The 25,907-nt window shown below is 68.5% G+C and carries 26 protein-coding genes; 15 read left to right on the top strand and 11 right to left on the bottom strand.

What is annotated here, in order from left to right; genetic code table 11:
- Nucleotides 1-2 precede the first annotated feature (2 nt).
- Nucleotides 3-995, bottom strand: a complete 993-nt coding sequence (gene trxB / locus W7U_RS05740) for a thioredoxin-disulfide reductase (RefSeq protein ID WP_008255793.1) — start codon at nucleotides 993-995, stop codon at nucleotides 3-5.
- A gap of 289 nt (nucleotides 996-1,284) precedes the next feature.
- Between trxB and W7U_RS05735 the strand changes: the two genes are divergently transcribed.
- A complete protein-coding gene (locus tag W7U_RS05735) occupies nucleotides 1,285-2,952 on the top strand; it encodes a nitrite/sulfite reductase (RefSeq protein WP_008255790.1) in 1,668 nt (555 codons plus the stop codon).
- Entirely contained in the window at nucleotides 2,949-3,665 is a 717-nt protein-coding gene (locus tag W7U_RS05730; RefSeq protein WP_008255788.1) for a sirohydrochlorin chelatase, read from the top strand. The genes W7U_RS05735 and W7U_RS05730 overlap by 4 nt, the downstream gene beginning before the upstream one ends.
- A gap of 91 nt (nucleotides 3,666-3,756) precedes the next feature.
- Here the strand turns inward: W7U_RS05730 and W7U_RS05725 are convergent, their stop codons facing one another.
- Complete coding sequence (locus W7U_RS05725) at nucleotides 3,757-4,698, bottom strand: LysR family transcriptional regulator (protein ID WP_008255786.1); 942 nt, start codon at nucleotides 4,696-4,698, stop codon at nucleotides 3,757-3,759.
- A gap of 224 nt (nucleotides 4,699-4,922) precedes the next feature.
- Here W7U_RS05725 and fdxA point away from each other — a divergent pair, with 224 nt between their 5' ends.
- Entirely contained in the window at nucleotides 4,923-5,249 is a 327-nt protein-coding gene (gene fdxA / locus W7U_RS05720) for a ferredoxin (protein WP_008255784.1), read from the top strand.
- 44 nt (nucleotides 5,250-5,293) lie between these two features.
- Nucleotides 5,294-6,568 (top strand): alpha/beta hydrolase, encoded by a 1,275-nt coding sequence (locus W7U_RS05715; RefSeq protein ID WP_008255779.1) that lies wholly within the window; start codon nucleotides 5,294-5,296, stop codon nucleotides 6,566-6,568.
- A 19-nt stretch (nucleotides 6,569-6,587) separates the two neighbouring features.
- Here W7U_RS05715 and W7U_RS05710 read toward each other — a convergent pair whose 3' ends face one another.
- Nucleotides 6,588-7,022, bottom strand: a complete 435-nt coding sequence (locus W7U_RS05710; protein WP_008255777.1) for a protease inhibitor I42 family protein — start codon at nucleotides 7,020-7,022, stop codon at nucleotides 6,588-6,590.
- A 146-nt stretch (nucleotides 7,023-7,168) separates the two neighbouring features.
- On the opposite strand from W7U_RS05710, the gene W7U_RS05705 reads away from it, so the two are divergent.
- The 6 genes from W7U_RS05705 (at nucleotide 7,169) to W7U_RS05680 (ending at nucleotide 14,467) form a co-directional block, all read left to right on the top strand.
- Nucleotides 7,169-8,773 (top strand): Na+/H+ antiporter, encoded by a 1,605-nt coding sequence (locus W7U_RS05705; RefSeq protein WP_014379881.1) that lies wholly within the window; start codon nucleotides 7,169-7,171, stop codon nucleotides 8,771-8,773.
- A 33-nt stretch (nucleotides 8,774-8,806) separates the two neighbouring features.
- Nucleotides 8,807-9,985: an AAA family ATPase gene (locus tag W7U_RS05700; RefSeq protein ID WP_008255771.1), complete on the top strand. Its 1,179-nt coding sequence runs from the start codon at nucleotides 8,807-8,809 to the stop codon at nucleotides 9,983-9,985.
- A 206-nt stretch (nucleotides 9,986-10,191) separates the two neighbouring features.
- On the top strand, nucleotides 10,192-10,824 hold the full coding sequence (locus tag W7U_RS05695) for a TetR/AcrR family transcriptional regulator (RefSeq protein ID WP_008255768.1): 633 nt from the start codon (nucleotides 10,192-10,194) through the stop codon (nucleotides 10,822-10,824).
- A complete protein-coding gene (locus W7U_RS05690) occupies nucleotides 10,817-12,343 on the top strand; it encodes an FAD-dependent monooxygenase (protein WP_008255767.1) in 1,527 nt (508 codons plus the stop codon). Before W7U_RS05695 ends, W7U_RS05690 begins: the two co-directional genes overlap by 8 nt.
- An 89-nt stretch (nucleotides 12,344-12,432) precedes the next feature.
- Nucleotides 12,433-13,572, top strand: coding sequence for a glycosyltransferase (locus W7U_RS05685; protein ID WP_008255765.1), 1,140 nt, complete (start codon nucleotides 12,433-12,435; stop codon nucleotides 13,570-13,572).
- A gap of 46 nt (nucleotides 13,573-13,618) precedes the next feature.
- Nucleotides 13,619-14,467, top strand: coding sequence for a sulfurtransferase (locus W7U_RS05680; RefSeq protein WP_008255763.1), 849 nt, complete (start codon nucleotides 13,619-13,621; stop codon nucleotides 14,465-14,467).
- Nucleotide 14,468: 1 nt separating this feature from the next.
- Here W7U_RS05680 and W7U_RS05675 read toward each other — a convergent pair whose 3' ends face one another.
- The gene (locus W7U_RS05675) at nucleotides 14,469-15,725 is read right to left on the bottom strand and encodes a cytochrome P450 (protein WP_008255762.1); all 1,257 of its coding nucleotides are present in this window, start codon (nucleotides 15,723-15,725) and stop codon (nucleotides 14,469-14,471) included.
- Nucleotides 15,722-16,294, bottom strand: a complete 573-nt coding sequence (locus tag W7U_RS05670; RefSeq protein ID WP_008255757.1) for a TetR/AcrR family transcriptional regulator C-terminal domain-containing protein — start codon at nucleotides 16,292-16,294, stop codon at nucleotides 15,722-15,724. Before W7U_RS05670 ends, W7U_RS05675 begins: the two co-directional genes overlap by 4 nt.
- A 134-nt stretch (nucleotides 16,295-16,428) precedes the next feature.
- On the opposite strand from W7U_RS05670, the gene W7U_RS05665 reads away from it, so the two are divergent.
- Complete coding sequence (locus tag W7U_RS05665) at nucleotides 16,429-17,307, top strand: LLM class F420-dependent oxidoreductase (RefSeq protein WP_008255754.1); 879 nt, start codon at nucleotides 16,429-16,431, stop codon at nucleotides 17,305-17,307.
- A complete protein-coding gene (locus W7U_RS05660) occupies nucleotides 17,307-18,035 on the top strand; it encodes a hypothetical protein (protein ID WP_008255752.1) in 729 nt (242 codons plus the stop codon). The genes W7U_RS05665 and W7U_RS05660 overlap by 1 nt, the downstream gene beginning before the upstream one ends.
- Here the strand turns inward: W7U_RS05660 and W7U_RS05655 are convergent, their stop codons facing one another.
- Genes W7U_RS05655 through W7U_RS05645 form a run of 3 tightly spaced genes read right to left on the bottom strand, consistent with a single transcriptional unit; the run spans nucleotide 18,036 to nucleotide 20,304 of the window.
- A complete protein-coding gene (locus W7U_RS05655) occupies nucleotides 18,036-18,449 on the bottom strand; it encodes an ArsI/CadI family heavy metal resistance metalloenzyme (RefSeq protein WP_036429198.1) in 414 nt (137 codons plus the stop codon).
- A 2-nt stretch (nucleotides 18,450-18,451) separates the two neighbouring features.
- Entirely contained in the window at nucleotides 18,452-19,960 is a 1,509-nt protein-coding gene (arsB, locus tag W7U_RS05650; RefSeq protein WP_008255750.1) for an ACR3 family arsenite efflux transporter, read from the bottom strand.
- The gene (locus W7U_RS05645; RefSeq protein ID WP_008255749.1) at nucleotides 19,948-20,304 is read right to left on the bottom strand and encodes a metalloregulator ArsR/SmtB family transcription factor; all 357 of its coding nucleotides are present in this window, start codon (nucleotides 20,302-20,304) and stop codon (nucleotides 19,948-19,950) included. The genes arsB and W7U_RS05645 overlap by 13 nt, the downstream gene beginning before the upstream one ends.
- A gap of 74 nt (nucleotides 20,305-20,378) precedes the next feature.
- Between W7U_RS05645 and W7U_RS05640 the strand changes: the two genes are divergently transcribed.
- Both W7U_RS05640 and W7U_RS05635 read left to right on the top strand, forming a co-directional pair.
- The gene (locus W7U_RS05640; RefSeq protein WP_036428762.1) at nucleotides 20,379-20,891 is read left to right on the top strand and encodes a lipoprotein LpqH; all 513 of its coding nucleotides are present in this window, start codon (nucleotides 20,379-20,381) and stop codon (nucleotides 20,889-20,891) included.
- 44 nt (nucleotides 20,892-20,935) lie between these two features.
- The gene (locus tag W7U_RS05635; RefSeq protein WP_008255746.1) at nucleotides 20,936-21,925 is read left to right on the top strand and encodes an alpha/beta fold hydrolase; all 990 of its coding nucleotides are present in this window, start codon (nucleotides 20,936-20,938) and stop codon (nucleotides 21,923-21,925) included.
- Nucleotides 21,926-21,937: 12 nt separating this feature from the next.
- On the opposite strand, the gene W7U_RS05630 is transcribed toward W7U_RS05635, so the two are convergent.
- Nucleotides 21,938-23,143 (bottom strand): cytochrome P450, encoded by a 1,206-nt coding sequence (locus W7U_RS05630; protein WP_008255745.1) that lies wholly within the window; start codon nucleotides 23,141-23,143, stop codon nucleotides 21,938-21,940.
- Nucleotides 23,144-23,180: 37 nt separating this feature from the next.
- On the bottom strand, nucleotides 23,181-23,843 hold the full coding sequence (locus W7U_RS05625) for a TetR/AcrR family transcriptional regulator (RefSeq protein WP_008255744.1): 663 nt from the start codon (nucleotides 23,841-23,843) through the stop codon (nucleotides 23,181-23,183).
- 196 nt (nucleotides 23,844-24,039) lie between these two features.
- Here W7U_RS05625 and W7U_RS05620 point away from each other — a divergent pair, with 196 nt between their 5' ends.
- The gene (locus W7U_RS05620; protein WP_008255742.1) at nucleotides 24,040-24,828 is read left to right on the top strand and encodes a spirocyclase AveC family protein; all 789 of its coding nucleotides are present in this window, start codon (nucleotides 24,040-24,042) and stop codon (nucleotides 24,826-24,828) included.
- A 70-nt stretch (nucleotides 24,829-24,898) separates the two neighbouring features.
- Here the strand turns inward: W7U_RS05620 and W7U_RS05615 are convergent, their stop codons facing one another.
- Nucleotides 24,899-25,873: an LLM class flavin-dependent oxidoreductase gene (locus W7U_RS05615; RefSeq protein ID WP_008255741.1), complete on the bottom strand. Its 975-nt coding sequence runs from the start codon at nucleotides 25,871-25,873 to the stop codon at nucleotides 24,899-24,901.
- Between the last annotated feature and the right edge of the window lie 34 nt (nucleotides 25,874-25,907).

The following is a 25,907-nucleotide window of genomic DNA, read 5'->3' as shown; positions in this document are numbered from 1 at the left end:
CCTCAGTTACGCAACGGTTCTCGACCGATAGCCGGCGTCACGGACGCGTCCACGTCGGTTTCCTCGTGGTCGGCGAGCCAGCGTTCGGCGTCGATGGCGGCCGAACAGCCGCTGCCCGCGGCGGTGACGGCCTGGCGGTAGGTGCGATCCACCAGATCCCCGGCGGCGAACACCCCCTCGATCGAGGTACTGGTAGTGCGGCCACGCACCAACACATACCCATCCGCGTCGGTCTCGAGCACCTCGCGCACCAACTCCGAACGCGGGTCATGCCCGATCGCCACGAACACCCCGCTCACCGCCAACGTCGAGGACGCACCGCTCACCGTGTCACGCAACCGCAACCCCGTCACCGTCTGGGCACCCTCGACCGCCTCAACCGCCTTATTGGTCAGGAACGTGATCTTGTCGTTGGCCTTCGCCCGCTCCAACATGATCCGCGAGGCCCGGAACTCCTCACGGCGATGCACCAACGTCACACTGCGGGCAAACCGGGTCAAAAACGTGGCCTCCTCCATCGCCGAATCCCCACCACCGATCACCGCGATGTCTTGATCCTTGAAAAAGAACCCATCACAGGTCGCACACGAGCTCACCCCACGACCCAACAACTCCTGCTCACCGGGCACCCCCAAATACCGGGCCGCCGCCCCCATCGCCAAAATCACCGCCCGCCCCCGAACGGTCTCCCCCTCGCTGGTGGTCACCGACTTCACCGCACCCTCCAGCGACACCGATTCGACGTCTTCCATCCGCAGATCAGCACCAAACCGCAACGCCTGCTCACGCATCTGATCCATCAACTCCGGACCCATGATCCCGTCACGAAACCCCGGATAATTCTCCACCTCGGTCGTCGTCATCAACGCCCCACCAAACGACGTCCCCTCAAACACCACCGGCGCCAACTGCGCCCGCGCCGCATACAACGCCGCGGTATACCCAGCAGGACCCGAACCAATAATGATCACGTCATGGATGTCGGAGGAGCTCATAAGCGGCCACACTACTGTGAGTCCGGCCAATCCCTCTGGCCGCCAAGGCAACGCCGTGAAGCAGCGCACACAACGCGAGGTTGTGCCCTCACAACATGTGACCTCTACTGACGCCGGCGCGACTCGTGCACTATGGAATCGCGCCCCGTGGGTCCAATGACGAACCTGCGGGTGCCCACAGACCCAACATCATCGCGAATGCCCGGTAGCCGAGAAGGCCCGCAGCCCGCCTCCGGCCGCACGCCGCCAATCTGAGCCGCCGCGACGAAGTTCGCGAAGGAGCACGCATATGACCACCGCACGTCCCGTCAAGACCCGCAACGAGGGTCAGTGGGCGCTGGGGGATCGCGAACCCCTCAATGACACCGAGAAGATCAAGAACGACGACGGGCCGCTGAACGTCCGCGACCGCATCATCAACGTCTACTCCAAGCAGGGCTTCGACAGCATCGACAAGTCCGACCTGCGCGGACGGTTCCGCTGGATGGGCCTCTACACCCAGCGCGAGCAGGGCTACGACGGCAGCTGGACCGGCGACGAGAACACCGACAAGATCGAAGCCAAGTACTTCATGATGCGGGTCCGCTCGGACGGCAAGGCGATGACGGCGCACACGATGCGCACGCTGGGCCAGATTTCGACTGAATTCGCCCGCGACACCGCCGACATCAGCGACCGCGAAAACCTGCAACTGCACTGGGTCCGCATCGAGGACGTCCCCGAGATCTGGCGGCGGCTCGACTCCGTCGGGCTGCAGACCACCGAGGCCTGCGGCGACTGCCCCCGCGGCATCCACGGTTCGCCGCTGGCCGGCGACTCGCTCGACGAGGTGCTCGACCCCTCGTCCGCGATCGACGAGATCGTCCGCCGCTCGCTGAACAACCCGGAATACGCCAACCTGCCGCGCAAGTACAAGACCGCGGTCTCCGGTCTGCAGGACGTCTCGCACGAGACGCACGACATCGCGTTCGTCGGCGTCCACCACCCCGAACACGGCCCCGGCCTGGATCTGTGGGTGGGCGGCGGCTTGTCGACCAACCCGATGCTGGCCCAGCGGCTCGGCGTCTGGGTTCCGCTGAACGAGGTGCCCGACGTCTGGGAGGCCGTCACCCAGCTGTTCCGCGACTACGGCTACCGCCGGCTGCGCGCCAAGGCCCGGCTGAAGTTCCTGGTCAAGGACTGGGGCGTCGAAAAATTCCGCGAAGTCCTCGAAGAGGAATACCTCAACCGCCGGCTGATCGACGGCCCGGCCCCCACGCCGGTCAAGCACACCATCGACCACGTCGGCGTGCAGCGAATCAAGAACGGCCTCAACGCCGTTGGCGTCGCGCCGATCGCCGGGCGCGTGTCGGGCAGCACCCTGTCGGCCGTGGCCGACCTGATGGAGAAGGCCGGCTCCGACCGGGCGCGGTGGACCCCGTTCCAAAAGCTGGTCATCCTCGACGTCGCCGACGACAAGGTCGACGAACTGGTCGCGGGCCTCGACGCGCTCGGGCTGCCGTCGCGGCCGTCGTCGTGGCGCAAGAACACCATGGCGTGCACCGGCATTGAGTACTGCAAGCTGTCGTTCGCCGAAACCCGGGTGCGCACCCAGACTTTGGTGCCCGAGCTCGAGCGGCGCCTGGCCGACGTCGAGTCGCGACTGGACGTGCCGATCAGCGTGCACCTCAACGGCTGCCCGAACTCGTGCGCCCGAATCCAGGTCGCCGACATCGGATTCAAGGGCCAGTGGATCGACGACGGTGACGGCAATTCGGTCGAGGGCTTCCAGGTGCATCTGGGCGGCGGCCTGGGCGAGCAGAGCGGCTTCGGCCGAAAACTGCGCCAGCACAAGGTCACCAGCGCCGAGCTGGGCGACTACATCGACCGGGTGACCCGCAAGTACCTCGAAAAGCGCGACAGCGGAGAGGCTTTCGCGTCCTGGGCGCTGCGCGCCGAGGAGGACGACCTGCGGTGAGCACGCTCGTCCTCACCGCGCACGGCAGCCGCGACCCCCGGTCGGGTGCCAACGCCGAAGCCGTGGCCGACCGCCTGAGGCGGATGCGGCCGGACCTCGACGTGCGGCTGGCGTTCCTCGAGCTCAACGCCCCGAACTTCGTCGACGTGCTGGCCGGCCTGCCCGATAGCCGCCACGCCGTCGTGGCCCCGTTGCTGCTGGCCAGCGCGTATCACGCACGCCTGGACATCCCCGAACAGATCGCCCGCGCCGGCGCCCAGGGCATCCGGCAGGCCGACGTGCTCGGCGAGGACGACCGCCTGGTCACCGTCCTGCGTGAGCGTCTGACCGAGATCGGCGTGTCGCCCCTCGACGACGATCTCGGGGTGATGGTCGTCGCGATCGGCTCGTCGAACCTGGCCGCCAATGCCCGCACCGCGAAGGTGGCGTCGCGGCTGGCCGCCGGCACCCGATGGGCCGGCGCCGCAACGGCGTTCGCCACCCGGCCCGAGGCGTCGGTGGCCCGGGCCGCCGAGCAGCTGCGCCGCCGCGGCGCTCGCCGACTGGTGATCGCGCCGTGGTTCTTGGCGCCCGGATTCATCACCGACGGCGTGTCAACTTTCGCCCGGGACAACGGCATTCGGATGGCCTCCCCGCTGGGCGCGCACCCGCTAGTGGCCGAGACCGTGCTCGACCGCTACGACGAGGCGCTGGCCGCCGACGCCGCGGCGTAAGCCCTGCCTCTCTCCTTCTTCCCGCCGAACGTCGAGTTGTTGAGGCAAAACGCCCGCAAACGCCGCCACAACTCCACGCTCGCCGAGCGTCCTACGCCGTCGTGCGGTTGATGATGTGACTCAACAGGTCGCGGATCGCCCCGGCCGGCGGAGTACGCCCGCCGACCCAGATGGCCCGAAACTTGCGGCGCAGATCCAGCTTTGGGATGTGGACCGCGTGCAGACGCCCGACCGCCAGGTCGTCGGCCACCGCCAGCCGGCTCATCGCCGCCGGGCCCGCGCCGGCCAGGACGGCGGCGCGCATCGCCGCCGACGACGTCAACTCCAGCACGGGTGCGGCTTGCTGCATGTCCTCCCCGAGCACCTGGCGCAGCGCCGCCGCCAGCGAATCGCGGATGCCGGAATGGAGTTCGCGGGACACCAACGGCGTCTGCGCGAGTTCGCGCGCGGTCACGATCCGCGACCGTCGGGCCCACTTGTGGTCCGGCGGGACGACGATCACCAGCTCGTCCTCCCCCACCACGCAGCTGCCCAAACCCTTTGGTGTGCCGGGGTTTTCGACGAACCCGAGGTCGGCGGTGCCGTCGCGCACCGAGGCGATCGCGTGGTCACTGTTGGTGGCGGTCAGGATGACCTGCGGCGCGGTGTCGCCGCGCCGCGCCGCATCGGCCTGCAGGGACAGCAACCAGTGCGGCATGAGTTGCTCGGAGATCGTCTGGCTGGCCGACACCCGGATGCGTTCGCGGCCTTCCTTGCGCAGCGAGCCCAGCCCGGCGTCGACCTCGTGGGCGACGTCGAGCAGGCGGGTCGCCCAGTCCGCGACGATCAGGCCCGCGGGCGTCAGTTGGGAGCCGCGCGTGGTCCGGACGGCCAGGGTGACGCCGATCTGGGCCTCCATGGTGGCCAGGCGCCGGGAGATCGCCTGCTGGGTCAGCCCCAGCTCACGCGCGGCCCGGCCGAGGCTGCCCGTCTCGGCGATCGCCAAAAACGCCTCGAACGAGGCCAGTTCGGGCAGCCGCGGGCTGAGTGGCATGGTGCAGCGCTCACAATCAAATCGTGTGACCACAACTATAGCTTGTGACACCACAACGCCAAACCTCTACTCACGCCCGGCGCGGGCCGGAAGCATGGGAAACATTGCCGCCCGAAAGGGGCGGTGAGCCGCGCGGATGCCGCCGCGCTAAATTAGCCAGCCTGACCGAGTTGCTGCGGCCCGCAGCCGGCTGACCCCGCTAGCCAGACGGAAGGACAACATTCGTGGCCTACGTGATCGCCGAACCCTGCGTCGACATCAAAGACAAGGCATGCATCGAGGAATGCCCCGTCGACTGCATCTACGAGGGCGCCCGGATGCTCTACATCCACCCCGACGAGTGCGTGGACTGCGGCGCCTGCGAGCCGGTGTGCCCGGTCGAGTCGATCTTCTACGAGGACGACCTGCCCGACGAGCACAGCGGATACCTGCAGATCAACGCCGACTTCTTCGCCGAGCTCGGCTCGCCCGGCGGAGCCGCGAAGGTCGGGCTGACCGAGAACGACCCCGCCCCGGTGAAGAACCTCGAGAGCAGGGCAGAGGCGTCGTAGCCCGCTAATCCGAGACGAATCCACCCGTTTCGTAAGGTGAGGCAATGCGGACAGCTCGAATCATCCACCTCACCCGGCAAGTCGGGTCGCTAGCGGTCACCGCGGTGACCGCGGCGTCCACACTCAACGCCTACCGCCCCCTGGCGCGCGGCGGCTACCCGTCGCTGTACTCGTGGATGGTCGGGCTCATCGTCACCGAGTTGCCGCTGCAGACGCTGGTCAGCCAGCTCGGCGGGCTGGCCCTGACGGCACGGCGCCTGACGCGGCCCGTGCGCATCACGGCATGGTTGGTCGCCGGGCTCTCGGCGCTCGGCCTGCTCAACCTGAGCCGCGCCGGCCATCGCGCCAACGTGCCGCTGACCGAGGCGTTGGACAGCGGGCTGGGACCGGACCGCCTCACCGAGTCGGCCAGCCTGTGGCGCCGGCCGAGCGGCAGCGGCACCGCCAAGACGCCGGGACTGCTACGGATGCTGCGGATCTACCGCGACTACGCCCACGACTCCAACATCAGCTACGGCGAATTCGGCGGCGCCAACCGCCTGGACATCTGGCGGCGCCCCGACCTCGATCCGGCCGGCAAGGCCCCGGTGCTGTTCCAGATCCCCGGCGGCGCCTGGACGACGGGAAACAAACGCGGACAAGCGCATCCGCTGATGAGCCACCTCGCCGAACTCGGCTGGATCTGCGTGGCGATCAACTACCGGCACAGCCCGCGCAATACCTGGCCCGACCACATCGTCGACGTCAAGCGCGCCCTCGCCTGGGTCAAACAACACATCGCCGAATACGGCGGCGACCCCGACTTCATCGCCATCACCGGCGGCTCGGCCGGCGGCCATTTGTCGTCGCTGGCCGCGCTCACCCCCAACGACCCGCAATTCCAGCCGGGCTTCGAGGACGTCGACACCCGCGTGCAGGCGGCCGTGCCGTTCTACGGCATCTACGACTTCACCCGATTCGACAAGACGCTGCACCCGATGATGCCCGGGCTGCTGATCAAGTCGATCATCAAACAAAAGCCTTCGACCCACCGACAGACGTTCGAAACCGCGTCGCCGGTCAACCACATCCATGCCGACGCTCCCCCGTTCTTCGTCCTGCACGGCCGCAACGACTCGCTGGCCTACGTCGAACAGGCGCGCACCTTCGTCGAAAAGCTGCGCCAAACCAGCGCACAGCCGGTGCTCTACGCCGAATTGCCTTTCACCCAACACGCTTTCGACATCTTCGGCTCGGTGCGCGCGGCGCACACCGCGGTGGCCGTCGAGCAATTCCTCGCCGAGATCTACGCACGCCAACGCCAGGTCGCCGTCGCGTAACCGCTGACGCCGCAAGGACTTATCGCACGGTCACGGTCAGCGTGTAGACGCATCCCGGCTTGGCGTCCTTTTCCACAAAGCTGTTGTACGTCGCGCCGATGGTGGTGGTCCCCGGTCTCATGGCCGCGAACGTCCACGTCTCGGTGCCCGGCGCCCCCAGGGCGTCGGAGGCCGGCGGCACGAACTCGTGACTGAGCTGCCTGATGATCGCCGAGTCGCCGATCTTGGTGTCGGGCGTCCACCGGTAGGGCGTGGTGTAGTTCGAACCCAATTCCACGACCAACGTGTTGCCGACGTCGAGGGTGATGCTCTGGTTGATCTCGCTCTGGGTCAGCACTTCGGTCATCGGGACCCGAAGGGTCTTGGTCGACGGCGGATTCCTGGACGCGAAGTGGCAGCCCACCACCGACGACAACATGAGCACGGCGACTGTTGCCAGCAGCCTCACCTTCACCAGATCCCCCTTCGATTCCGCTCCGGAGCCTATCGGTCTGATCCAGACCGAAGATAGGCGCGACGCCATCGTGCGTGACCGGGCGGGCCGTCAGACGTCGGGCGGCCCGCGCAGCCACCGACCGTGTCATCCGGCAGGATGGGCTGGTGTTTGGCCTCGAACTGATCGTCGCCCTGGTGTCCACCGTCATCGTGGGGACGGTCATCGGCCGGCGCTATCGCGTGGGTCCTCCGGTGCTGCTCATCTTGATGGGCGTGCTGCTGGGTCTGGTCCCCCATTTCGGTCATGTGCGGGTCAACGGCGAAATCGTGTTGCTGCTGTTTCTTCCCGCGATCCTGTACTGGGAGGGCCTGAACACCAGCTTCCGCGAGATCCGGGCCAACGCGCGCATCATCGTGTTCCTCAGCGTCGCCCTGGTGATCGCGACCGCGGTGGCGGTGTCGTGGACGGCGCGGGCGCTGGGCATGAATCCGCACGCGGCGGGCGTCCTGGGCGCGGTGCTCTCGCCCACCGACGCGGCCGCGGTCGCCGGCCTCGCGAAGAAGCTGCCACGCCGGGCGCTGACCGTGCTGAAGGCCGAGAGTCTCATCAACGACGGCACCGCCCTGGTCTTATTCGCCGTCAGCGTCCACGTCGCGATCGGCGGGGCCGCGATCAGCCCACCCGAGGTGACGGCCCGGTTCATCGGCTCCTACCTCGGCGGCATCGCCGCCGGCCTGCTCGTCGGGGGCGCGGTCACGCTGCTGCGCAAGCGAATCGACGCGCCCCAGGAGGAGGGGGCGCTGAGCCTGGTGACGCCGTTCGCGGCGTTCCTGCTCGCGCAATCGATGGAGTGCAGCGGGGTGGTCGCGGTGATGGTGTCCGCGCTCGTCCTGGCCTACGCCGGTCCCGTGGTGATTAGGGCCCGCTCGCGACTGCAATCCTCGGCCTTCTGGGACATCGCGACCTTCCTGCTCAACGGCTCGCTCTGGGTGTTCGTCGGCGTCCAGATCCCCGGCGCGCTGCGCGGCATCGCCGGCGTCGACGGCGGAATTCGCCACGCGTTGTTCGTCGCGCTGGTGGTCACCGCCGTCGTGATCGTGTCGCGCATCTTCTGGGGCGAGATCACCACGCTGCTGATCCGGCTGATCGACCGGCGTCAGGTCCAGCGCGAACGTCGGGTCAACTGGCGCCAGCGCTTCGTCACCGTCTGGGCGGGGTTCCGTGGGGCCGTATCGCTGGCCGCCGCGGTCGCCGTGCCGATGACGACGCTGAGCGGCGCGCCCTTCCCGGACCGCAGCCTGCTGATCTTCATCGTGACCGTCGTCATCCTGGTGACCGTCCTGGTCCAGGGCAGCACCCTGCCGGCCGTGGTCCGATGGGCGAAAATGCCCGAGGACGCCACCCACGCCGAGGAACTGCAACTGGCTCGTTGTCGGGGGTCCCAGGCCGCGCTCGCCGCGCTGCCGACGGTCGCCGACGAGGTCGGCATCAGCGACGACCTGCGCCGACGGCTGCAAACCGAATACGAGGAAAAGGCCGCGCTGGTGCTGGCCACCGAGGACGGGTCGACCGACCACCGCATCCTCAAGGGCCGCGAGAAGGTCCGCCAGGTGCGCCTGGGCGTGCTCGAGCACAAGCGCCGGGAAATCACCGCGCTGCGCAACCAGAACCTCATCGACGACATCGTGCTGCGCGAGCTGCAGAACGAGATGGATCTCGAGGAGGTGCAGCTCCTCGCCGCCGCGGCCGACGAGGACGAGGGCGACTAGGGCCCGTCGGTGGCCGACCGTACAGTCGGCCGCATGCTGCAGACCGTCGCGATCCGCGGATATCGCTCGCTGCGCGAGGTGATCCTGCCGCTGGGCCGGCTGTCGGTGATCACCGGCGCCAACGGATCCGGCAAGTCGTCGCTGTATCGCGCGCTGCGGCTGCTGGCCGACTGCGGGCGCGGCGAGGTGATCGGGTCGCTCGCGCGCGAGGGCGGGCTGCAGTCGGTGCTGTGGGCCGGCCCCGAGCAGGTGGCCGGGGCCCGGCGCACCGGCAAGACCGAGGGCACGGTGCGCACCCGGCCCGTGTCGCTCGAAATGGGCTTCGCCGCGGACGATTTCGGATATCTGGTGGACCTGGGCATCCCGCAGTCCGCCGGGAAGTCGGTGTTCGCCCGCGATCCGGAGATCAAACGGGAAGTGTTGTTCGCCGGCCCGGTGCTGCGGCCCAGTACGACGCTGGTGCGCCGGTCGCGGGTGTTCGCCGAGGCCCGCGCGGACTCCGGTGGTGGGTTCGACGAGTTGTCCCGATCACTGCCGTCGTATCACAGCGTGCTGGCCGAATACGCCCACCCGCACGCGCTTCCCGAGCTCGCGGCCGTGCGAGAACGGCTGCGCGGGTGGCGGTTCTACGACGGCTTCCGGGTCGACGGCGGGGCGCCCGCGCGGCACCCGCAGGTCGGCACCCGCACCCCGGTGCTCTCCGACGACGGCAGCGACCTCGCGGCCGCGATCCAGACCATCCTCGAAGCGGGGTTCGACGATCTGGGCCGCGCCGTCGCGGAGGCGTTCGACGGCGCCACCCTCTCGGTGGCCATCCACGACGGGCTGTTCGACCTTCAGCTGCGACAGCGCGGCATGCTGCGCGCGTTGCGCGCGGCCGAGTTGTCCGATGGCACACTGCGTTTCCTGCTGTGGGCCGCCGCGCTGCTGAGCCCGCAACCGCCCTCGCTGATGGTGCTCAACGAACCCGAGACCTCGCTGCACCCGGACCTGGTGGCGCCGCTGGCGTCGCTGATCCGCACCACCGCCGCCAAGACCCAGGTTGTGGTCGTCACACATTCGCGCGTCCTGCTCGAATTCCTGGACGCGGCGCCGATGGGCGAAGACTCCGACGGTGCCATCGAGATCGAGCTGTACAAGGACTGGGGCGAAACGCGCATCGGCGGCCAGACCCTGATCACGACCCCGCGGTGGGATTGGGGCGCGCGCTAGGCGCGCTTGGCTTGGCGTGCTCTCTGCGGCGTTCGCCCCGCCTGCGCGGCGAGTGTGAATCCTGGGCGTTACGAGTTAAACCTGGGCGGGCTTCACCGGCGTGTCGCCGCCGTGGCTTCACTCCGAAAGCCCTCAGTGCACACTCGACGTTAATTGCCTACTAGGCAATATTGCCTAGTAGGCATCTTTTGCGTACGGTGGCGCCTATGTCCGGACTGCGCGAACGCAAAAAGGCCGACACCCGGCGCGCGCTCAGCGATGCCGCGCTGCGCCTGGCTTTCGAGCGCGGGCTGGACAACGTGACGCGCGAAGACGTCGCCAACATGGCGGGCGTCTCACTGCGCACGTTCAACAACTACTTCAGCGGTAAATACGAGGCGCTGGCCTACCGGCAAGCCGAACGCCTGCGTCGCAGCGTCGCATTGCTCCGGGAGCGTCCCGCCGACGAGCCGCTCTGGACGGCGATCGCCCACGCCGTGCTGGAGCCCTTGGAGGACGACTTCGGCGACGTCTACGGCGACGAGAACCGGGCACCCAGCCGCCAGGAACTCGTCGAGGTGCGAAAGCTGCTCATGCAGCCGCAAGTTCGAAACTCGGTGCCGCAGAACCTGTTCGACGAGTTCCTCAGCGTGATCGCCGAACGCACCGGCACCGACCCGAAGCATGACCTGTACCCGCGACTGGTCATGTCCGTCGTGCGGGCCGTCGGCGACGCCGCGGCCGACGCCTATGCATGGGCCGACCCCCCGGTTCCGATCACCACGTTGATCCGCTCGGGCTTCGCCGCCGTCGAGGCGGGGCTACCGGAACCCACCAGAAAGAAGGCAGCCCATGGCTGACGAACACGCCGACGTCGTCGTCGCCGGCGCCGGCCCCAACGGGCTGATGCTGGCCTGCGAGCTGGCACTGGCCGGCATCAGGCCCGTCGTACTGGACGCCCTGCCTGGCCCCAGCTCCGAGCCGAAGGCCAACGGCCTTGTCGGACAGGTCGTTCGGATGCTCGACATGCGCGGGATGTATCGGGACTTCACCGGTGACGAGGACCCACCGCGGCCCAGCCCGGGATGGATGTTCGCGGCCATGCCGCTGATCTTCCCCGAGGGCCGCAACAACCCGATGTACGCGATGCTCATGCCCCAACCCCGGCTCGTGCGGCTGCTGGAGAAGCGGGCCCGCGACCTCGGCGTGGATGTGCGCTGGGGCCACGAACTCGTCGGGATCGTGCCGGGGCCGGAATCCGTCGCGCTGCACGTCTCGTCACCCGGAAACGACTACGCCATCGCCGCCGGTTACGCGGTCGGCGCGGACGGCGGGCGCAGCCTGGTGCGCAAGTCCCTGGGCATCGACTTTCCCGGCACCACCTCACCGATGGTCGCTCGGCTGGCCCACGTGCACATTCCCGACCAGTACCGCCGCCCGGACATCGCCAGCATCGAGGTTCCGGGATTCGGTCCGCTTCGCTTCGGGCACAGCCGCTTTGACCGGGGCGGGATGATCTATGCCGAGTTCGAGCCGGGCCGCGCACTGCTCGGGACCATCGAATTCGGCCCGCCGGTGGACGAGGTGCCGATGAGTCTGGCCGAGTTGCGCGAGAGCGCGCGCCGCGTGCTGGGTGCCGACGTTCCGTTCGAGGAGCCGAAAGACCCCGGGCCCCATGCGCTTCGGCGCATCAACGGACAAAACACCCGGCACGCCGAACGCTACCGCGTCGGCCGCGTCCTGCTGCTCGGCGACGCCGCGCATGTGCACAGCGCGATGGGCGGCCCGGGCCTGAACCTGGGGTTGCAGGACACCATGAACCTGGGCTGGAAGCTGGCCGCCGAGATCAACGGAACGGCGCCGGCCGGACTGCTCGACACCTACCAGTCTGAGCGCCATCCGGTCGGCCAGCGCGTCATGATGCACTCGCTGTCCCAGATCGCGCTCATGGCGCCGGGACCCGAAGTCGCCGCGCTGCGAACGCTGTTGGGCGAGCTGTCCACCTTCCCGGACGCACAAAGGCACATGGCGGCGCTGCTGGCCGGCTCCGACGTGCGCTACGACGTGGGCGACGACCACCCGCTGTCGGGCCACCTCGTGCCCGACCTGACCCTCGATGGCGGCCGACGGGTGGCCGACGTACTCCACGATGGCCGTCCGGTCCTGCTCGACCTCGGCGGCGCCGTCGCGAACGCGGCGCAAGGCTGGGCCGCTCGGGTCGACGTCGTCACCGCGAGCGCCGCCGAGCGACCCGCCGCGGCGCTGCTGATCCGGCCGGACGGCTATGTGGCTTGGGCGGCCGACGAATTCGGCAGCACTCAGGAAGAGGCGCTGCGCGCGGCGTTGCGGCGCTGGTTCGGGCCGCCGTCCAACGGATAGCGGCACCCACAAGCGAAATTCATACAGTGTTCAGGCGCGCGTCGGGTCGGCATTGATGTGCGCACACGCGCACCGCGTGTCCTCGCGTTATGCGCGTTGTACAGGTCGCCAATTTCTACGGCCCTCGCTCCGGCGGCCTTCGCACCGCGATCGACCGGCTGGGCGCCGAATACTGCGCGGGCGGTCACGAGGTCTTCTTGATCGTCCCCGGACGGCGGACCGCTCACGTCCAGCTCTACACCGGCGTGGTCCGAATCACCCTGCCCGCCAGGCTGATTCCCTTCACCGGCGGCTACCGTGCGGTGATGCCGGGTCCCGTCAAGGCCCTCCTGACGGCGTTGCGGCCCGACGCGCTGGAGGTGTCGGACCGGCTCACGCTGCGATCGCTGGGCCGGTGGGGCCGCGACCACGGTGTCACCACGCTGATGATCTCCCATGAGCGCCTGGATCGCCTTGTGGGCCAGGTGCTTCCGCGCCGGGCCGCGCGGAAGTTCGCCGATGTGGCCAACGCACGCACCGCCGCGAACTACGACACCGTGGTGTGCACCACCGGTTTCGCGCGCGAGGAGTTCGACCGGATCGACGCCGGCAACACCGTCACAATCCCATTGGGCGTGGATCTACAGACGTTCCATCCGAGCCGCTACTCGCATCTGGTGCGCCGGCGCTGGGCGGCGCCGACACAGCTGCTGCTGGTCCATTGCGGTCGGCTGTCGGTGGAAAAACGTGTCGACCGCAGCATCGACGCGCTCGGCGCCTTGCGCCACGCGGGCATCGACGCGCGGCTCGTGGTCGTGGGCGAGGGCCCGTTGCGGGCCCGGCTGCAGCGCCAGGCCGCGCGCCTACCGATCGACTTCACCGGTTTCGTCTCCGATCGCGAGGTCGTGGCGCAGCTGCTGGCCTCGGCCGACGTGACGCTGGCCCCGGGCCCGCATGAGACATTCGGGCTAGCCGCGCTGGAGTCGCTGGCGTGCGGAACACCAGCCGTGGTCTCTCGCACGTCCGCGCTGACCGAGATCATCACGCCCGACAGCGGCGCGGCGGCCGACAACGACCCGGCCGCCATCGCGGCCGCGGTCAGCGCCATCGTGGGCCGACCCGAACACCAGCGCCGCGTTGCCGCGCGGCGCCGCGCCGAGGATTTCACCTGGCACCGGGCGGCGGCCGGGATGCTCGCGTCGATGGGCGCGCCCGCCTTCGACGGCCGCGATTCGGAGCGGACCGCGTAGCCACCCCGGTCCCGGCTAGTCTCGACGGAGACGACGAGGAGGGCCAGTGCAAGCACGCGATCGGGTGTTGATCAGCGCCGCCGAGTTGGCCGGCGTCATCGAGGCCGGCGATCCGGTGAGCGTCCTGGACGTGCGGTGGAGGATCGACGAAACCGACGGGCGCGCGGCGTACCTAGAGGGGCACATCCCGGGCGCGGTGTACGTCTCGCTCGAGGACGAACTCAGCGACCACTCGATTTCCGGGCGGGGCCGTCACCCCCTGCCGTCGGGCCGCGACCTGGAAGCCGCCGCGCGCCGCTGGGGAGTCCGGCAGGACACGCTGGTGGTGACCTACGACGACTGGAATCGGGCCGGTTCCGCGCGCGCATGGTGGGTGCTGACCGCGGCCGGACTGGACAACGTCCGCATCCTCGACGGCGGTTTGGCCGCGTGGCGCGCGGCCGGCTACCGCCTCGAGACCGGGCCCGTCGAACCGGCGCCCGGCAATGTGGCTGTGCCGCACGATGATCTGTATGCCGGAAGCCGTCCGACGCTGACGGCCGAGCGGATGGCCGAGGGCTCGGTGCCGCTACTCGATGCGCGAGCGCCGGAGCGCTACCGCGGCGACGTGGAACCCCTCGACGCCGCCGCGGGCCACATTCCCGGCGCCAAGAACCTTCCCAGTGTCGCCGTCTTGGCGGCCGACGGCACCTTCCTCGACGACGACTCGGTCGCCCGATTGTTGTCCGATCGCGGGATCGAGCGTCAAGACACGGTGGGCGCCTACTGCGGCTCGGGCGTCACCGCCACGGTCGCGATCGCGGCGCTCGCCTCGCTGGGGCGGGAGGCCGCCTTGTATCCCGGGTCGTGGTCGGAGTGGAGTTCGGATCCGTCCCGCCCGGTGGAACGCGGCTGAATCACGTTGTGCAAGGCAGCCTTTTGATGCCGTGGAAGAACGACGAGCGCAGCCGGTCCGGCGGTCCGGTGACGGCCAGGCCGGGCGCGTTCGCATAAAGTTCTTCGAGCATGACGCGCAGTTCGAGCCGGGCCAGTTGTGCGCCGAGGCAGAAGTGCACTCCCCCGCCCCCGAACGCGGCGTGGCCGGCGTCGGGGCGGGTGACGTCGAACTGGTCCGGCCGGTCGAAGACCTCCTCGTCGCGGTTGGCGGACAGGTAGTGCATCAGCACCCAGTCGCCACAAGGGATTCGTTGCCCGCCGATCTTGACGTCGCGGACCACGGTGCGCCGGAAGTGCATCACCGGGGTCGCCCAGCGCAACAGCTCTTCCACCGCGGGCTTGATGGCCGCGGGATCGCGGGCGAGCAGCGCCTGTTGCTCGGGGTGCTCGGCGAGCGCCAAGATGCCGTGGCTCAACGTGTTGCGGGTCGTTTCGTTGCCGGCGATGGCCAGCAGTAGGAAGAACTCGTTGAGTTGGTCGCGGTTGAGCTTTTCGCCGTCGACCTCCGCGGCGAGCAGCGCCGACAAGATGTCGTCGGTGAGGCCGTGCTTGCGCCGATGCTCCACCAATTCCCCGCAGTAGGTGAACATTTCGGCGGCGGCCTGGCCCAGCGCCTCCGGCGTGGGGGCGTAGTCGGGATCTTCGATGCCCAGGCTGCCGATGGCGTTGCTCCAGCGGAAGACGTCCATCCGGTCCTCGGCGGGAACGCCGAGCACGTCGGCGATCACCTGCAGCGACATCTCGGCGGAAATGTCTGTCACGGCGTCGAATTCGCGCTTGTCGGTGATGGCGGCGACGATGCCGCGCGCCACCTGCCGCATTTTCGGCTCCAGCCGCTGCACGTTGCGGACGGTGAAGCCCTGGTTGATCAGCTTGCGGAAGTGGACGTGACGGGGCGGATCGATGCCGGGCAGCATCGCCGAGTTCGGCCCGGCCTCGGCCTCCACCAGTGTGTTGCCCTTGCTGCTGGTGAAGGTGTCGGTGTCGCGGCTGACCAGGCGCACGTCGGCGTGTTTGGTCAACAGCCACGCCCTGGGCAGCCCGGGCAGCTGCACCGGGTGCACCGGCGAGGTGGCGCGCAGCCTCGTCATCGCGTCGTACGGTGCGCCGGTGACGAAGGTGTCGGGATCGAGCACGGCGGCCGCGTCGCGGTCGGCGGCGGTGTCCAGGTTCTGCGGGACCAGGGATTTCACCAGCGTGGGTTTGGCAATGCTCACGACGGCGCCGATCCGTCCGGTCGCGAGGCCCCGATCCCGGCGATGATCACCTCGAGGCCGGCGCGAAAGTGGTTGGCGGCCTGGCGCTTGCCGCGGTGGGCGGGCCGCGTCTCCTGCAGGCTCACCGAACCCAGCAGGTAGGTGTACAGCACCGAGTGGGCCGCCGCCGCAACCGGTTTGGTGAGGCCCGCCTCGGCGAGCAACGTACGGCTGAGCTTGTCGAGCCGACGGGCGGAGTCGCCTCCGCCGCCCGCTTGCAGGACACCCGCGATGCCCGGCACCGACAGGATCACTTCACGGGCCGCGCAATAGAGTTCGGCCAGCCGGGTGTCCCAGGACCCGGTCTCGACGACGGGGATCTCGGCCAGCACGGATTCGGCGAGCAGGTCCAGAGCCGCCTGCTTGCCCGGCACGTGGTAGTAGACCGAGGGCACCGCGGCGCCGAGTTCGGCGGCCAGCTCGCGCATCGTCACGCCCTGCACGCCGACGCGGCGGGCCAGGTCGCGCAGCGAGGTCACCACGCGGGCGCGGTCGAGTTCGCCATAGGGCCGGCGCACCGCGGCCGTCATCGCGGCACCCGCTTACCCACGGCGGCGGTTCGACTCCCGCCAGATTCGAGCACTGTTAGAATCTACCCCCGCATGAATCATCCTGGGAAGACCACGTTATGCATCCCCGTCGACGCCGGAGGATGCGTGCACCGATGAGCGGTCACGCCAAACTGTCGGTCGCCACCCCGGTCGTGACGATGTTCCCCCACAGCGCCGGCGACTGGGAGAAGGACGCCACCATCGAGGACCTGGCGCGGATCGCCGAGGCCGCCGACGGGCTCGGCTACCACCACCTGACCTGCAGCGAGCACGTCGCCCTGCCCGCGACCGAGACGGGCCGCCGCGGCACCCGCTACTGGGACCCGCTGGCGACCTTCGGCTACCTGGCCGCGCGCACGCGACGAATTCGGTTGGCCACCAACGTGCTGGTGCTCGGCTACCACCATCCGCTCGAGATCGCCAAACGCTACGGCACCCTGGACCGGATCAGCGGCGGCAGGCTGATCCTGGGGGTCGGCGTCGGCAGCCTCAAAGAAGAATTCGACCTGCTCGGCGCGCCCTACGACGACCGCGGCCGACGCGCCGACGACGCGCTGCGGGCCTTGCGCGCCGCGCTGTCAACGCCCGAACCGGAATACCACGGCGAGTTCTACTCCTTCGGCGGCATGGTCGTCGACCCGTGCGCGGTCCAAGACCGCGTCCCCCTCTGGATCGGTGGGCAAACGCTGCGCTCACTGCGCCGGGCCGCAACGCTGGCCGACGGCTGGGCGCCGTTCAACGTGAGCCTGCGCCAGGCGCGAGACTGGCTGAGCCGCTTCGACTTCGGCCCTGGTTTCGACGTCATCCTGCCCACGCCCTCGCTGCTGGACCCGATCGGCAATCCGGAACGGACCCGCGATCTCGTGGCCGAAACCGCCGCGCACGGCGCCACCATTGTCAGCGCCGTGTTCCGGCACACCTCGCTGCCCCATTACCTGGAGAACCTGCAGGCCCTCGCCGAACTTCATCCCCTGTCCGGCGGTGCCACGTAATGCGCGTCAAGGCAGGCATATTCAGCCTCACCGCCGCGGCGCCGCCCGACGATGACGGCAGCTACCTGCGTTGGCACCTGCTGGATCACATGCCCGAGCAATTTCAGCTGCCGGGCATCGTGCATGGATTGCGCTGGATCGCCGACGGCGACTACGCCGACCATCGCCTGGCCGCCCGCGGACCGTTGGGCGACATCGGCAACGCGGTGCACTATCTGGTCACCGACCCGGTCGAAGAGACCTTCGACGAGTTCGTCACCCTGGGCCGCGCGTTGCGCGACAACGGCCGCTTTCCCGTCGTGCGGCCGTCGCTGCAAGTGGCGGGCTTGCGCCTGCTGCAGTGGCGGTCCTCGCCGCACGCGCTGATCTCGCCCGAGGTGGTGCCGTTTCGGCCGCACCGCGGCATCGTGCTGATCGTCGAGGAACCCAGCGACGGCCGCCCGGACGAATGGCTGCAATGGCTGCACGCCGAGCACTATCCGGCGCTGCTCGCCACCCCGGGCACGGCCGGCGCGTGGACATTCGGGTCCAGCGCCGGGTGGAGCCACTTGCCCCGGGCGTGGCGCACCGACCACCAGTACATCAGCGTCGTCTATCTCGACGAGGATCCGCTCGCCACCGTGGAAGCCTTGGCTCCGCTCATCGAAGAACGTTGGCGCTCAACGGCTGTGCGGCCGGTGTTCGCCGGGCCGCTGCGCAGCATGATCGCCTGGGAGGCCTGGCCGTAGCTACGAGGCGCAGCAGGTGGACTGCGATTCGTCGGCCGGCCCGAAGGTCTCGGAATCGGCCTTGACCGTGTAGATCTCCCAGCGTTCACCGCCCGGGCCGCTCACCCACACCTTGTCCTGGGTGGCATAGCAACAGGTCGAGTCGATCTCTTCGTCGGTGAGCAGACCCGCCTGCGCGAGCCGGCTGTTTTCGGTGAGCACGGCGTCGCTGGTGGGAACCTCGACGCCGAGATGGTTGAGGGTCCCGCCCTGGCCGGCGTTTTCCAGCAGCACCAGTTTGAGCGGCGGGTCGGCGACGACGAAGTTCGCGTAGCCGGGTTTGACCTTGGCCGGCTCCACGTCAAAGAGTCTGGTGTAGAACGTGATCGCCTCGTCGAGGTTGTCGACGTTGAGAGCGAGTTGGATGCGCGACATGATCACTGTCCTTTCGTGGCGGGCACATCGATCGTCATCGTGATCCCGAGCAGCTGCCGGATGAGGGCATAGACATGCTCGGCGATGTCCTCGCGGATTTCCCGCACCGTCTCGACCGGCTGACCGGCGGGGTCGCGCAGGGGCCAATCGCGGTACGAGACGCCCGGGAAGAACGGGCAGGTATCACCGCAGCCCATGGTGATGACGACGTCGCTCGTCCGCACCACGTCGGCGTCGAGTGCTTTCGGGACGTCGGTGATATCGATGCCCCATTCGGCCATCACGGCCACCGCCGCGGGATTGATCTGATCGGCGGGTTCCGTTCCGGCGGAACGGACGTCGATGCGGTCGCCGGCTAGGTGGCGCAGCAGCGCGGCGGCCATCTGGGAACGACCGGCGTTATGCACGCAGACGAACAGGACGCTGGGCCTGTCGGCGCTCGACCGCGAACCGTCGGCCGCACCAAAGAGCCGGGGCCGCAAGGCCAGGGAAACGTAAACCAATGCGACCAGGATCGGAACTTCGATCAGGGGTCCCACGACGCCGGCCAGCGCCTGACCCGAGGCGGCGCCGTAGGTCGCGATCGCCACGGCTATCGCGAGCTCGAAGTTGTTGCCGGCGGCGGTGAACGCCAGGGTGGTAGTGCGCGCATAGCCGAGCCGCAGCAGCACCCCCAGCGCGTATCCGCCCGCCCACATGATCGCGAAGTACGCCAGCAGCGGCAGCGCGATCCGGGCGACATCCCAAGGCCGGGAGGTGATTTGGTGACCTTGCAGCGCGAAGAGAATGACGATGGTGAACAGCAACCCATACAACGCCCAGGGCCCGATCCGGGGCAGGAAGCGATTTTCGTACCAGCCGCGGCCCCTGGCGCGTTCGCCGAGGTGGCGCGACAGGTACCCGGCCAGCAGGGGCAGCCCCAGGAAGATGAGCACCGATTTGGCTATCTGCCAAGCGGATACGTCGATGCCGGTCGTGCTCAGCCCCAGCCACCCCGGGAGCACGGACAGATAGAACCAGCCCAGGGCGGCGAACATGACGACCTGGAAGATCGAATTCAGCGCGACCAGGACCGCCGCGGCCTCGCGGTCCCCGCGGGCGAGGTCGTTCCAGATGATGACCATGGCGATGCAACGCGCCAGCCCCACGATGATCAGCCCGGTGCGGTACTCCGGCAGATCCGGCAGCAGGAGCCAGGCCAGCGCGAACATGACGGCGGGTCCGACCAACCAGTTCAACGCCAGCGACGTCGCCATCAGTTTGCGGTCCGCGGTCACGGTATCGAGCTGGTCGTACCGAACTTTGGCCAGGACCGGATACATCATCACCAGCAGCCCGATCGCGATGGGCAGCGAGATCCCGTCCACTTGAACGGCGCTCACCGCCCCTCCCAGGCCCGGGACAAGCCGGCCCAGCAGCAGGCCGGCGACCATCGCCATTGCGATCCATCCGGGCAGGAATCGATCCAGCGTCGAAAGCCGCGCGCTCACCGCCTCGTTCATGAGCCGCATCCCGCGCCCGACAGGGCGTCGACGTGCAACACCGATGAAAGCTGTTGCAGCGCTTCGGGAACCACCCAGTAGTACACCCACGTGCCGCGCCGTTCGCAATCCAAGAGCCCCGCCGACCGCAGCGTTTTCAGGTGATGGGAGATCGTCGGCTGCGACACGTCGAACGTCGGGGAGATCTCGCAAACACAGGCCTGACCGCCCGGGTGGCTGGCGACCAGGCTCAACAGCCGCAACCGCACCGGATCGCTGAGCGCCTTGAACATCGCCGCCAGTTCCGCGGCTTGCGGCTCGGCCAGCGCGGCCGCCCCCAACGCCGGGCAACACGCCGCGGTTTGATTCGACATGCATCTATATAAACGCATATCGAATCAGAAGGCAAGGTTCTATAGTCCTCATGACCGTCTAGCGGAGGACCGATATGACACACCCTCGGCCGTGGATCGTTCGTGCGGGTTCCGCGCTCGGCGCGCTGGCGCTGGGGGCGAGCCTGCCGGCCTGTTCGGGCAAGGAGAGTCACCCGGCGAGTCCCCCCAGTTCGACACCGGCTTTGACGAGCACGACCGTGATGATCGATGGGAACAAGCACACGCTCATCGCCGCGGTCGACTGCACGAGCTCGGCGGCCCAGCCGAATGCGTCGCCGCCGGAATCGGGGGATCTCACGACCCGCATCAGCGTGCACGACGACGCGGCGTCGGTGTCGCTGGCCGTCTCGGACGAACGGCCCCCCACCGTCGACGGGTTCGCGATTTCACTCAAGCTGCCCAATGGCCAATATCAGCTGCCCTATCAAGGCACCAATTCGCCGACGCAGGTCCAGGCGACCAAGGACGGCAAGGGCTACACGATCACCGGAACGGGCCAGGCGACCACACCCGGGCAAAGCGGCGTGCGCGACGTGAGGTTCGGGATCCACGTGACGTGCCCCTAGCCGCCGTGGTTGTCTGCCGCGGCCCCCTCTGACAGGCTGACAGCTTGGACATCTTCGCGCAGTGGCAAAACGGCGGCACCCAACTTCGTTGGCGGTCGACCACCGCGGCCAACGAGGCCAGAGAAGTCACGATCTTCAGCCGCCGTTGCGGCACGCCCGGCGCGCCCGCGCTGGTGCTGGTGCACGGCTTTCCGACGTCGAGCATCGACTACTTCGCGCTGGCGGCCGAACTGCGCGCGGAGTTCGACATCTACCTGCTCGACTTTCCCGGCTACGGCCTGTCCGACAAACCGCCCGAGCCGTATGTGTACTCGCTGTACGACGACGCGCGGCTGCTGGTCTACGCCATCACCGAGGCGTGGCAGCTCACCGACTACCGCATGCTCACCCACGACCGCGGCAGCAGCGTGGGGATGATCGCGCTGGGCATGCTGGCAGCCCTTGATCCGCCGTCGCTGCCCGCCGACCTGATCGTGACGAATGCCAATATCTACCTTCCCCTTTCGAACCTGACCGCGTTCCAGACCGCGCTGCTCGATCCCGGGACCGGGCGCGCCACCGCGGCGGCGACGACGCCGGAGATGCTGGCGGCCGGTTTGGGCGCCAGCACGTTCATGCCGCGGCGGACATTGGACGATCCGGAGATCGCCGCGCTGGCCAAGTGTTTTGCCCACAATGACGGAATCCGCGTGCTGCCCGATACGATTCAATACCTCCACGAGCGCGCCGCCGACGAAACCGGTTGGCTGGAGGCGCTTTCCACCAGCGAAGTCAACACCACGGTGGTGTGGGGCCTCCACGACAACGTGGCCCCGTTGCGGGTTCCCAACCACGTCTGGCAGACCTATCTGAAGAACAAGCCGGGCCGCAATCGCTACTGGGTGGTGCCGGGCGCCGACCATTATCTGCAGTGCGACGCCCCGGAACAGCTCGCGCAGATCGTGCGCCTCACCGCCGACGGCGGGGACATCCCGCTGCAGACGCTGGGAAACCGGCCCGACGGCGCGGTGTTGGTGGACCGGAGCGAGCCCTAGCGGTGCCCCGGCTCAACGAGTGACCACCGGCAGGCGCGCCCATCCGCGCACGCTCGCGGTGTGCGCACGCTCGGCGTTGGCGTAGTCGACCTCCCAGTCCGGCCAGCGCTTGAGCACCTCCTCGAAGGCCACCCGCGCCTCCATCCGGGCCAGCGCCGAGCCCAGGCAGAAGTGCAGGCCCTGCCCGAAGCTGAGGTGGCCGCCCGCCTGCCGGTGGATGTCGTAGCGGTCCGGATCGGCGAACCGCCGGGGGTCGCGGTTGGCGGAACCGTTGAGCAGCAACATGAATGACCCCTCGGGGACGACACGGCCGTACTGCTCGGCGTCCTGGGCCACGTAGCGCGCCTGCACCGGCGACGGGGGTTCGAAGCGCAGCGTCTCCTCGATCGCCCCGGGGATGAGGGACGGGTCGGCGACGAGCTCGCGGCGCTGCTCGGGATGGTCCGACAGCAGCTGTCCCATGAAACCGATGAGCCGGGCGGTCGTCTCGTTGCCGGCGCCGGCGATCATGGCGGTGTAGGCCAGCACCTCGGTGCGCGACAGCGGGCGCCGGGTCCCGTCGGGCTCGTCGATCTCGGCCCGCAGCAGCTCGGTCATCAGGTCGTCGGAGGGATGACTGGCCCGCCACTCGATGTACTCGGCGAACAGGGCAATGGAGTTCGCGAAGATGTTCGCGTCGACCGCGGCCGGGTCGCTGTCCGTGGACAGTTCGATGTTGGCGACGCTGCGGTCGCGGATCTTTTCCTGGTCGGCCTCGGGGATGCCCAACAGGTAGCCGATGGTCCGCATCGGCATCATCGCCCCGAGGTCGGCGATGAAGTCGAAGCCGCCGGCGCCGACGAGCGGGTCAAGCTCGCGGACGCAGAACCCACGCACCAGGTCTTCGACGGCCAGCATGCGCCGGGGCGTGAAAACGCGCGAGAGCAGGCGGCGGTGCAGGTCGTGCAGCGGGGGGTCCTCGAACAGCAGAATGCCGGGCGGCACTTCGATATTGGCGAACAGGATGTCGGCGGTGGTGCCCCGGCCGGATCGGTAGGTCTGCCAGTTGGGCAGTTCGCGCGCCACGTCTTCGTAGCGGCTCAGCGCGTAGAAGTTGTACTTCTCGTTGTAGTACAGCGGCGCTTCTTCGCGCATCCGCTTCCACACCGGATAGGGGTCGTCGTCGATGACGGAGTCGAAGGGGTCGTAGTACAACTCGATCGCGCTGGTGTCTGTCATGAACCAATTCCTCTGAGTAGAGCGGTCTTTCGAAAGCTCAGCCGTTCCTGTGTAGGAAGCCGTGCAAGATGGCCTGGATGAGTTCGTCGACGATGGTCTCCCTCGACGGCGGCTCGGTCCCGAAGTAGGTCGACCGCAACGCCGCCATGCCGGCGATCATCGCGACCGTCGAGTGGGCGGGCAGGTCGGGATGGTCCGAGCGCAGCCCGCGCAGGTGCATGCCCTCGGCGCTGATCTGCCCGAGCGCCGTGACGGCCTGCCGGATCTCGGCGATGCCGGCGTCGGCCTTTTCCTCCTCGGACAGCGCCTCGGATGCCATCAGGGTCAACAGCAGGCCCTGATGCTCGACGAACACGTCGTAGAGCTGCCCGACGAACCGGCGCGCCAACTCCTCCTCGTCGGTCTCCTCCGGGACGACCGACTGCCAGGTCCGGCGGAACTCCTCGACGAAATCGGTGAAGGGCAGGACGAGCGCCTCACGGAACAACGCCGCCTTGGAGCCGAAGTGGCGAAACAACAGATGCTCGGTAACGCCTGCGGCCTGGGCGATTTCGCGCGTCGTCGTGCTGCGGTAGTCCTGGCGGGCGAAGCGGGCCCGGGCGGTGTCGAGCAGCAGCTTGCGCGGGGCGCCGCGGGGCCGGCGCACCGAGGCCGACGCCTCCGCCGCGCCGCGTTTCGTGCCGGACGACCGCTGAACCACGTCACTGCCTCCTCACCCGATGGTTGACTCCCTTTAGGATAGTAGGCACTATCTAATCAGTCGAGCTCGAATCGGAAGGGATTGCGACTGTGGGCGCTGTCATCATGCTGGGCACGCTGTTCGGCTTGATCGTTGTGATCTTCGGGCTGGTGCTGCGCTTCGACCCGCAGGCACGCCGGAGTCAAGGGGCCGACCGGTGAGCTCCCAGATGACGCCGGTGATGCAGGCGGCCAGCGATTTCGCGCTCGTCGGCGGCATCACGTTCACCGCCCTCGGGATCTATCTGAGCGTGCGCCAGCGGCGCGTGCACCCCCTTCTGCTGCTGTGCATCTCGGCGATGTCGTTCTCGTGGATCGAGGCCCCCTACGACTGGGCGATGTACGCGCAGTTCCCGCCGGCCATCCCCCGGATGCCGTCGTGGTGGCCGCTGAACATGACGTGGGGCGGGCTGCCGCTGTTCGTTCCCGTCGGCTACATCTCCTACTTCGTGCTGCCGGCCGTGACCGGCGCGGCCCTGGGCCGATGGGTGGCCGCCCGGTTCAACTGGCGCAGACCCCAGACGCTGTTGGTGGTCGGACTGATCGTCGGCTTCTGCTGGGCGCTGTTCTTCAACGGGTTCCTGGGCGCCAAGCTCGGCGTGTTCTACTACGGCCGCGTGATTCCCGGGCTCGCGATCCGCGAGGGCACCCTGCACCAGTACCCGCTCTACGACTCGCTGGCGATGGGCATCCAGATGATGCTCTTCACCTACCTGCTGGGCCGGACCGACGACCAGGGACGCAACGTCATCGAGATGTGGGCGCAGAACAGGTCGAAGAACCGCGTCACCTCCTCGATCCTGTCCGTCGTCGCCGTGATCGTCATCGGAAACGTCCTCTACGGCGCCGTTTTCGCGCCCCACCTGGCAACCAAGCTGGGCGGCTGGGTGACCACCGAGCCGCCGGCGGGCGAACTGTTCCCGGGCGTCCCGAACCAACCGCGCTAGCGACGAACGTGGAGTTGTGGCGCGGAATCGCGACCATTTCGCGCAACAACTCCACGTTCGGCACGCGTCCTCAGGACAACGATTGGGGCAGCACGACCTCGCCCACCCGCTTGAGATAGGGCCACGCGATCTCCGGTGGCAACCCGCCGCACAGGGGCGACAGGTTGAGCACCTGACCGGCCTTCACGCGCGAAATCGCTTCGGGGACAGAGATGATCACGTGCGACGTTCCGGTCTCGCGCAGCTCGTCGACGGTGTTCACGTGCGAGAAGCCGGCCGTCGTCTCGTCGCCGGGGTTCCACGCGGCATAGGTTTTCACGTCGTGCAGCAGGTGATCGCCGATCTCTTTCCACGCCCGATCGACGTCGTCGGCGACGAACACGACCGACGGGGTGTTGCGGTCGGGAAACATGGTGGGGCCCGGCGTGTGGCCGTGCTCGCGGCAGGCCTCCTCGTAGGCCTCCCGGATGCCCGGCGCGTTGGCGTTGCCCAGCATGCCCAAGCCGTACCTGCCGGCCCGGCGGGCCGCCGCCAGGGTTCCCCCACCCCACATCAGCCCCGGTCCGCCGGGGGTCAGCGGGCGCGGCGTGACCGTGATCCGCCGCCCGTCCTCGATCACGGTTTCACCGGCGAGCAGTCGCCGCAGCAGCGCGAGTTTCTCGTCGCAGACGCGACCGCGCTTCTTGATCGGCACGCCGAAGTGCTCGAACTCCTCCGGCCGGTACCCCAGCGCCAAGATGTACGACGCCCGCCCGTTGCTGATGATGTCGAGGACCGCCATGTCCTCGGCGAGGCGCACGGTTTCGTAGAACGGCAGGATCAGGATCAGGCTCAGCGCCAGGCGCTGGGTGCGCGCCGCCACCGCGGAGGCCAGCAAAAACGGCGACGGCAGATAACCGTCCTCGGAGCCGTGGTGCTCACACAGCACGGCGGCGAGACCGCCGTGTTCCTCGGCCCAGGCGGCCATTTCGGGCGCCGCGGCGTACAGATCGGTTGGGGCCGCGGCCCATTCGGGATCGCGCATGTCGAAGCGCAGTGTGTACACGGCAGACTCCTAGGTGGCCTAATCTTGGTGATGC

Origin of the sequence: Mycobacterium sp. H4Y, from assembly GCF_000364405.1 — a bacterium.
Lineage (GTDB): Bacteria > Actinomycetota > Actinomycetes > Mycobacteriales > Mycobacteriaceae > Mycobacterium > Mycobacterium intracellulare.
The sequence above is the reverse complement of the archived record's forward strand: the minus strand, read 5'-3'. Positions and strand labels throughout refer to the sequence as shown.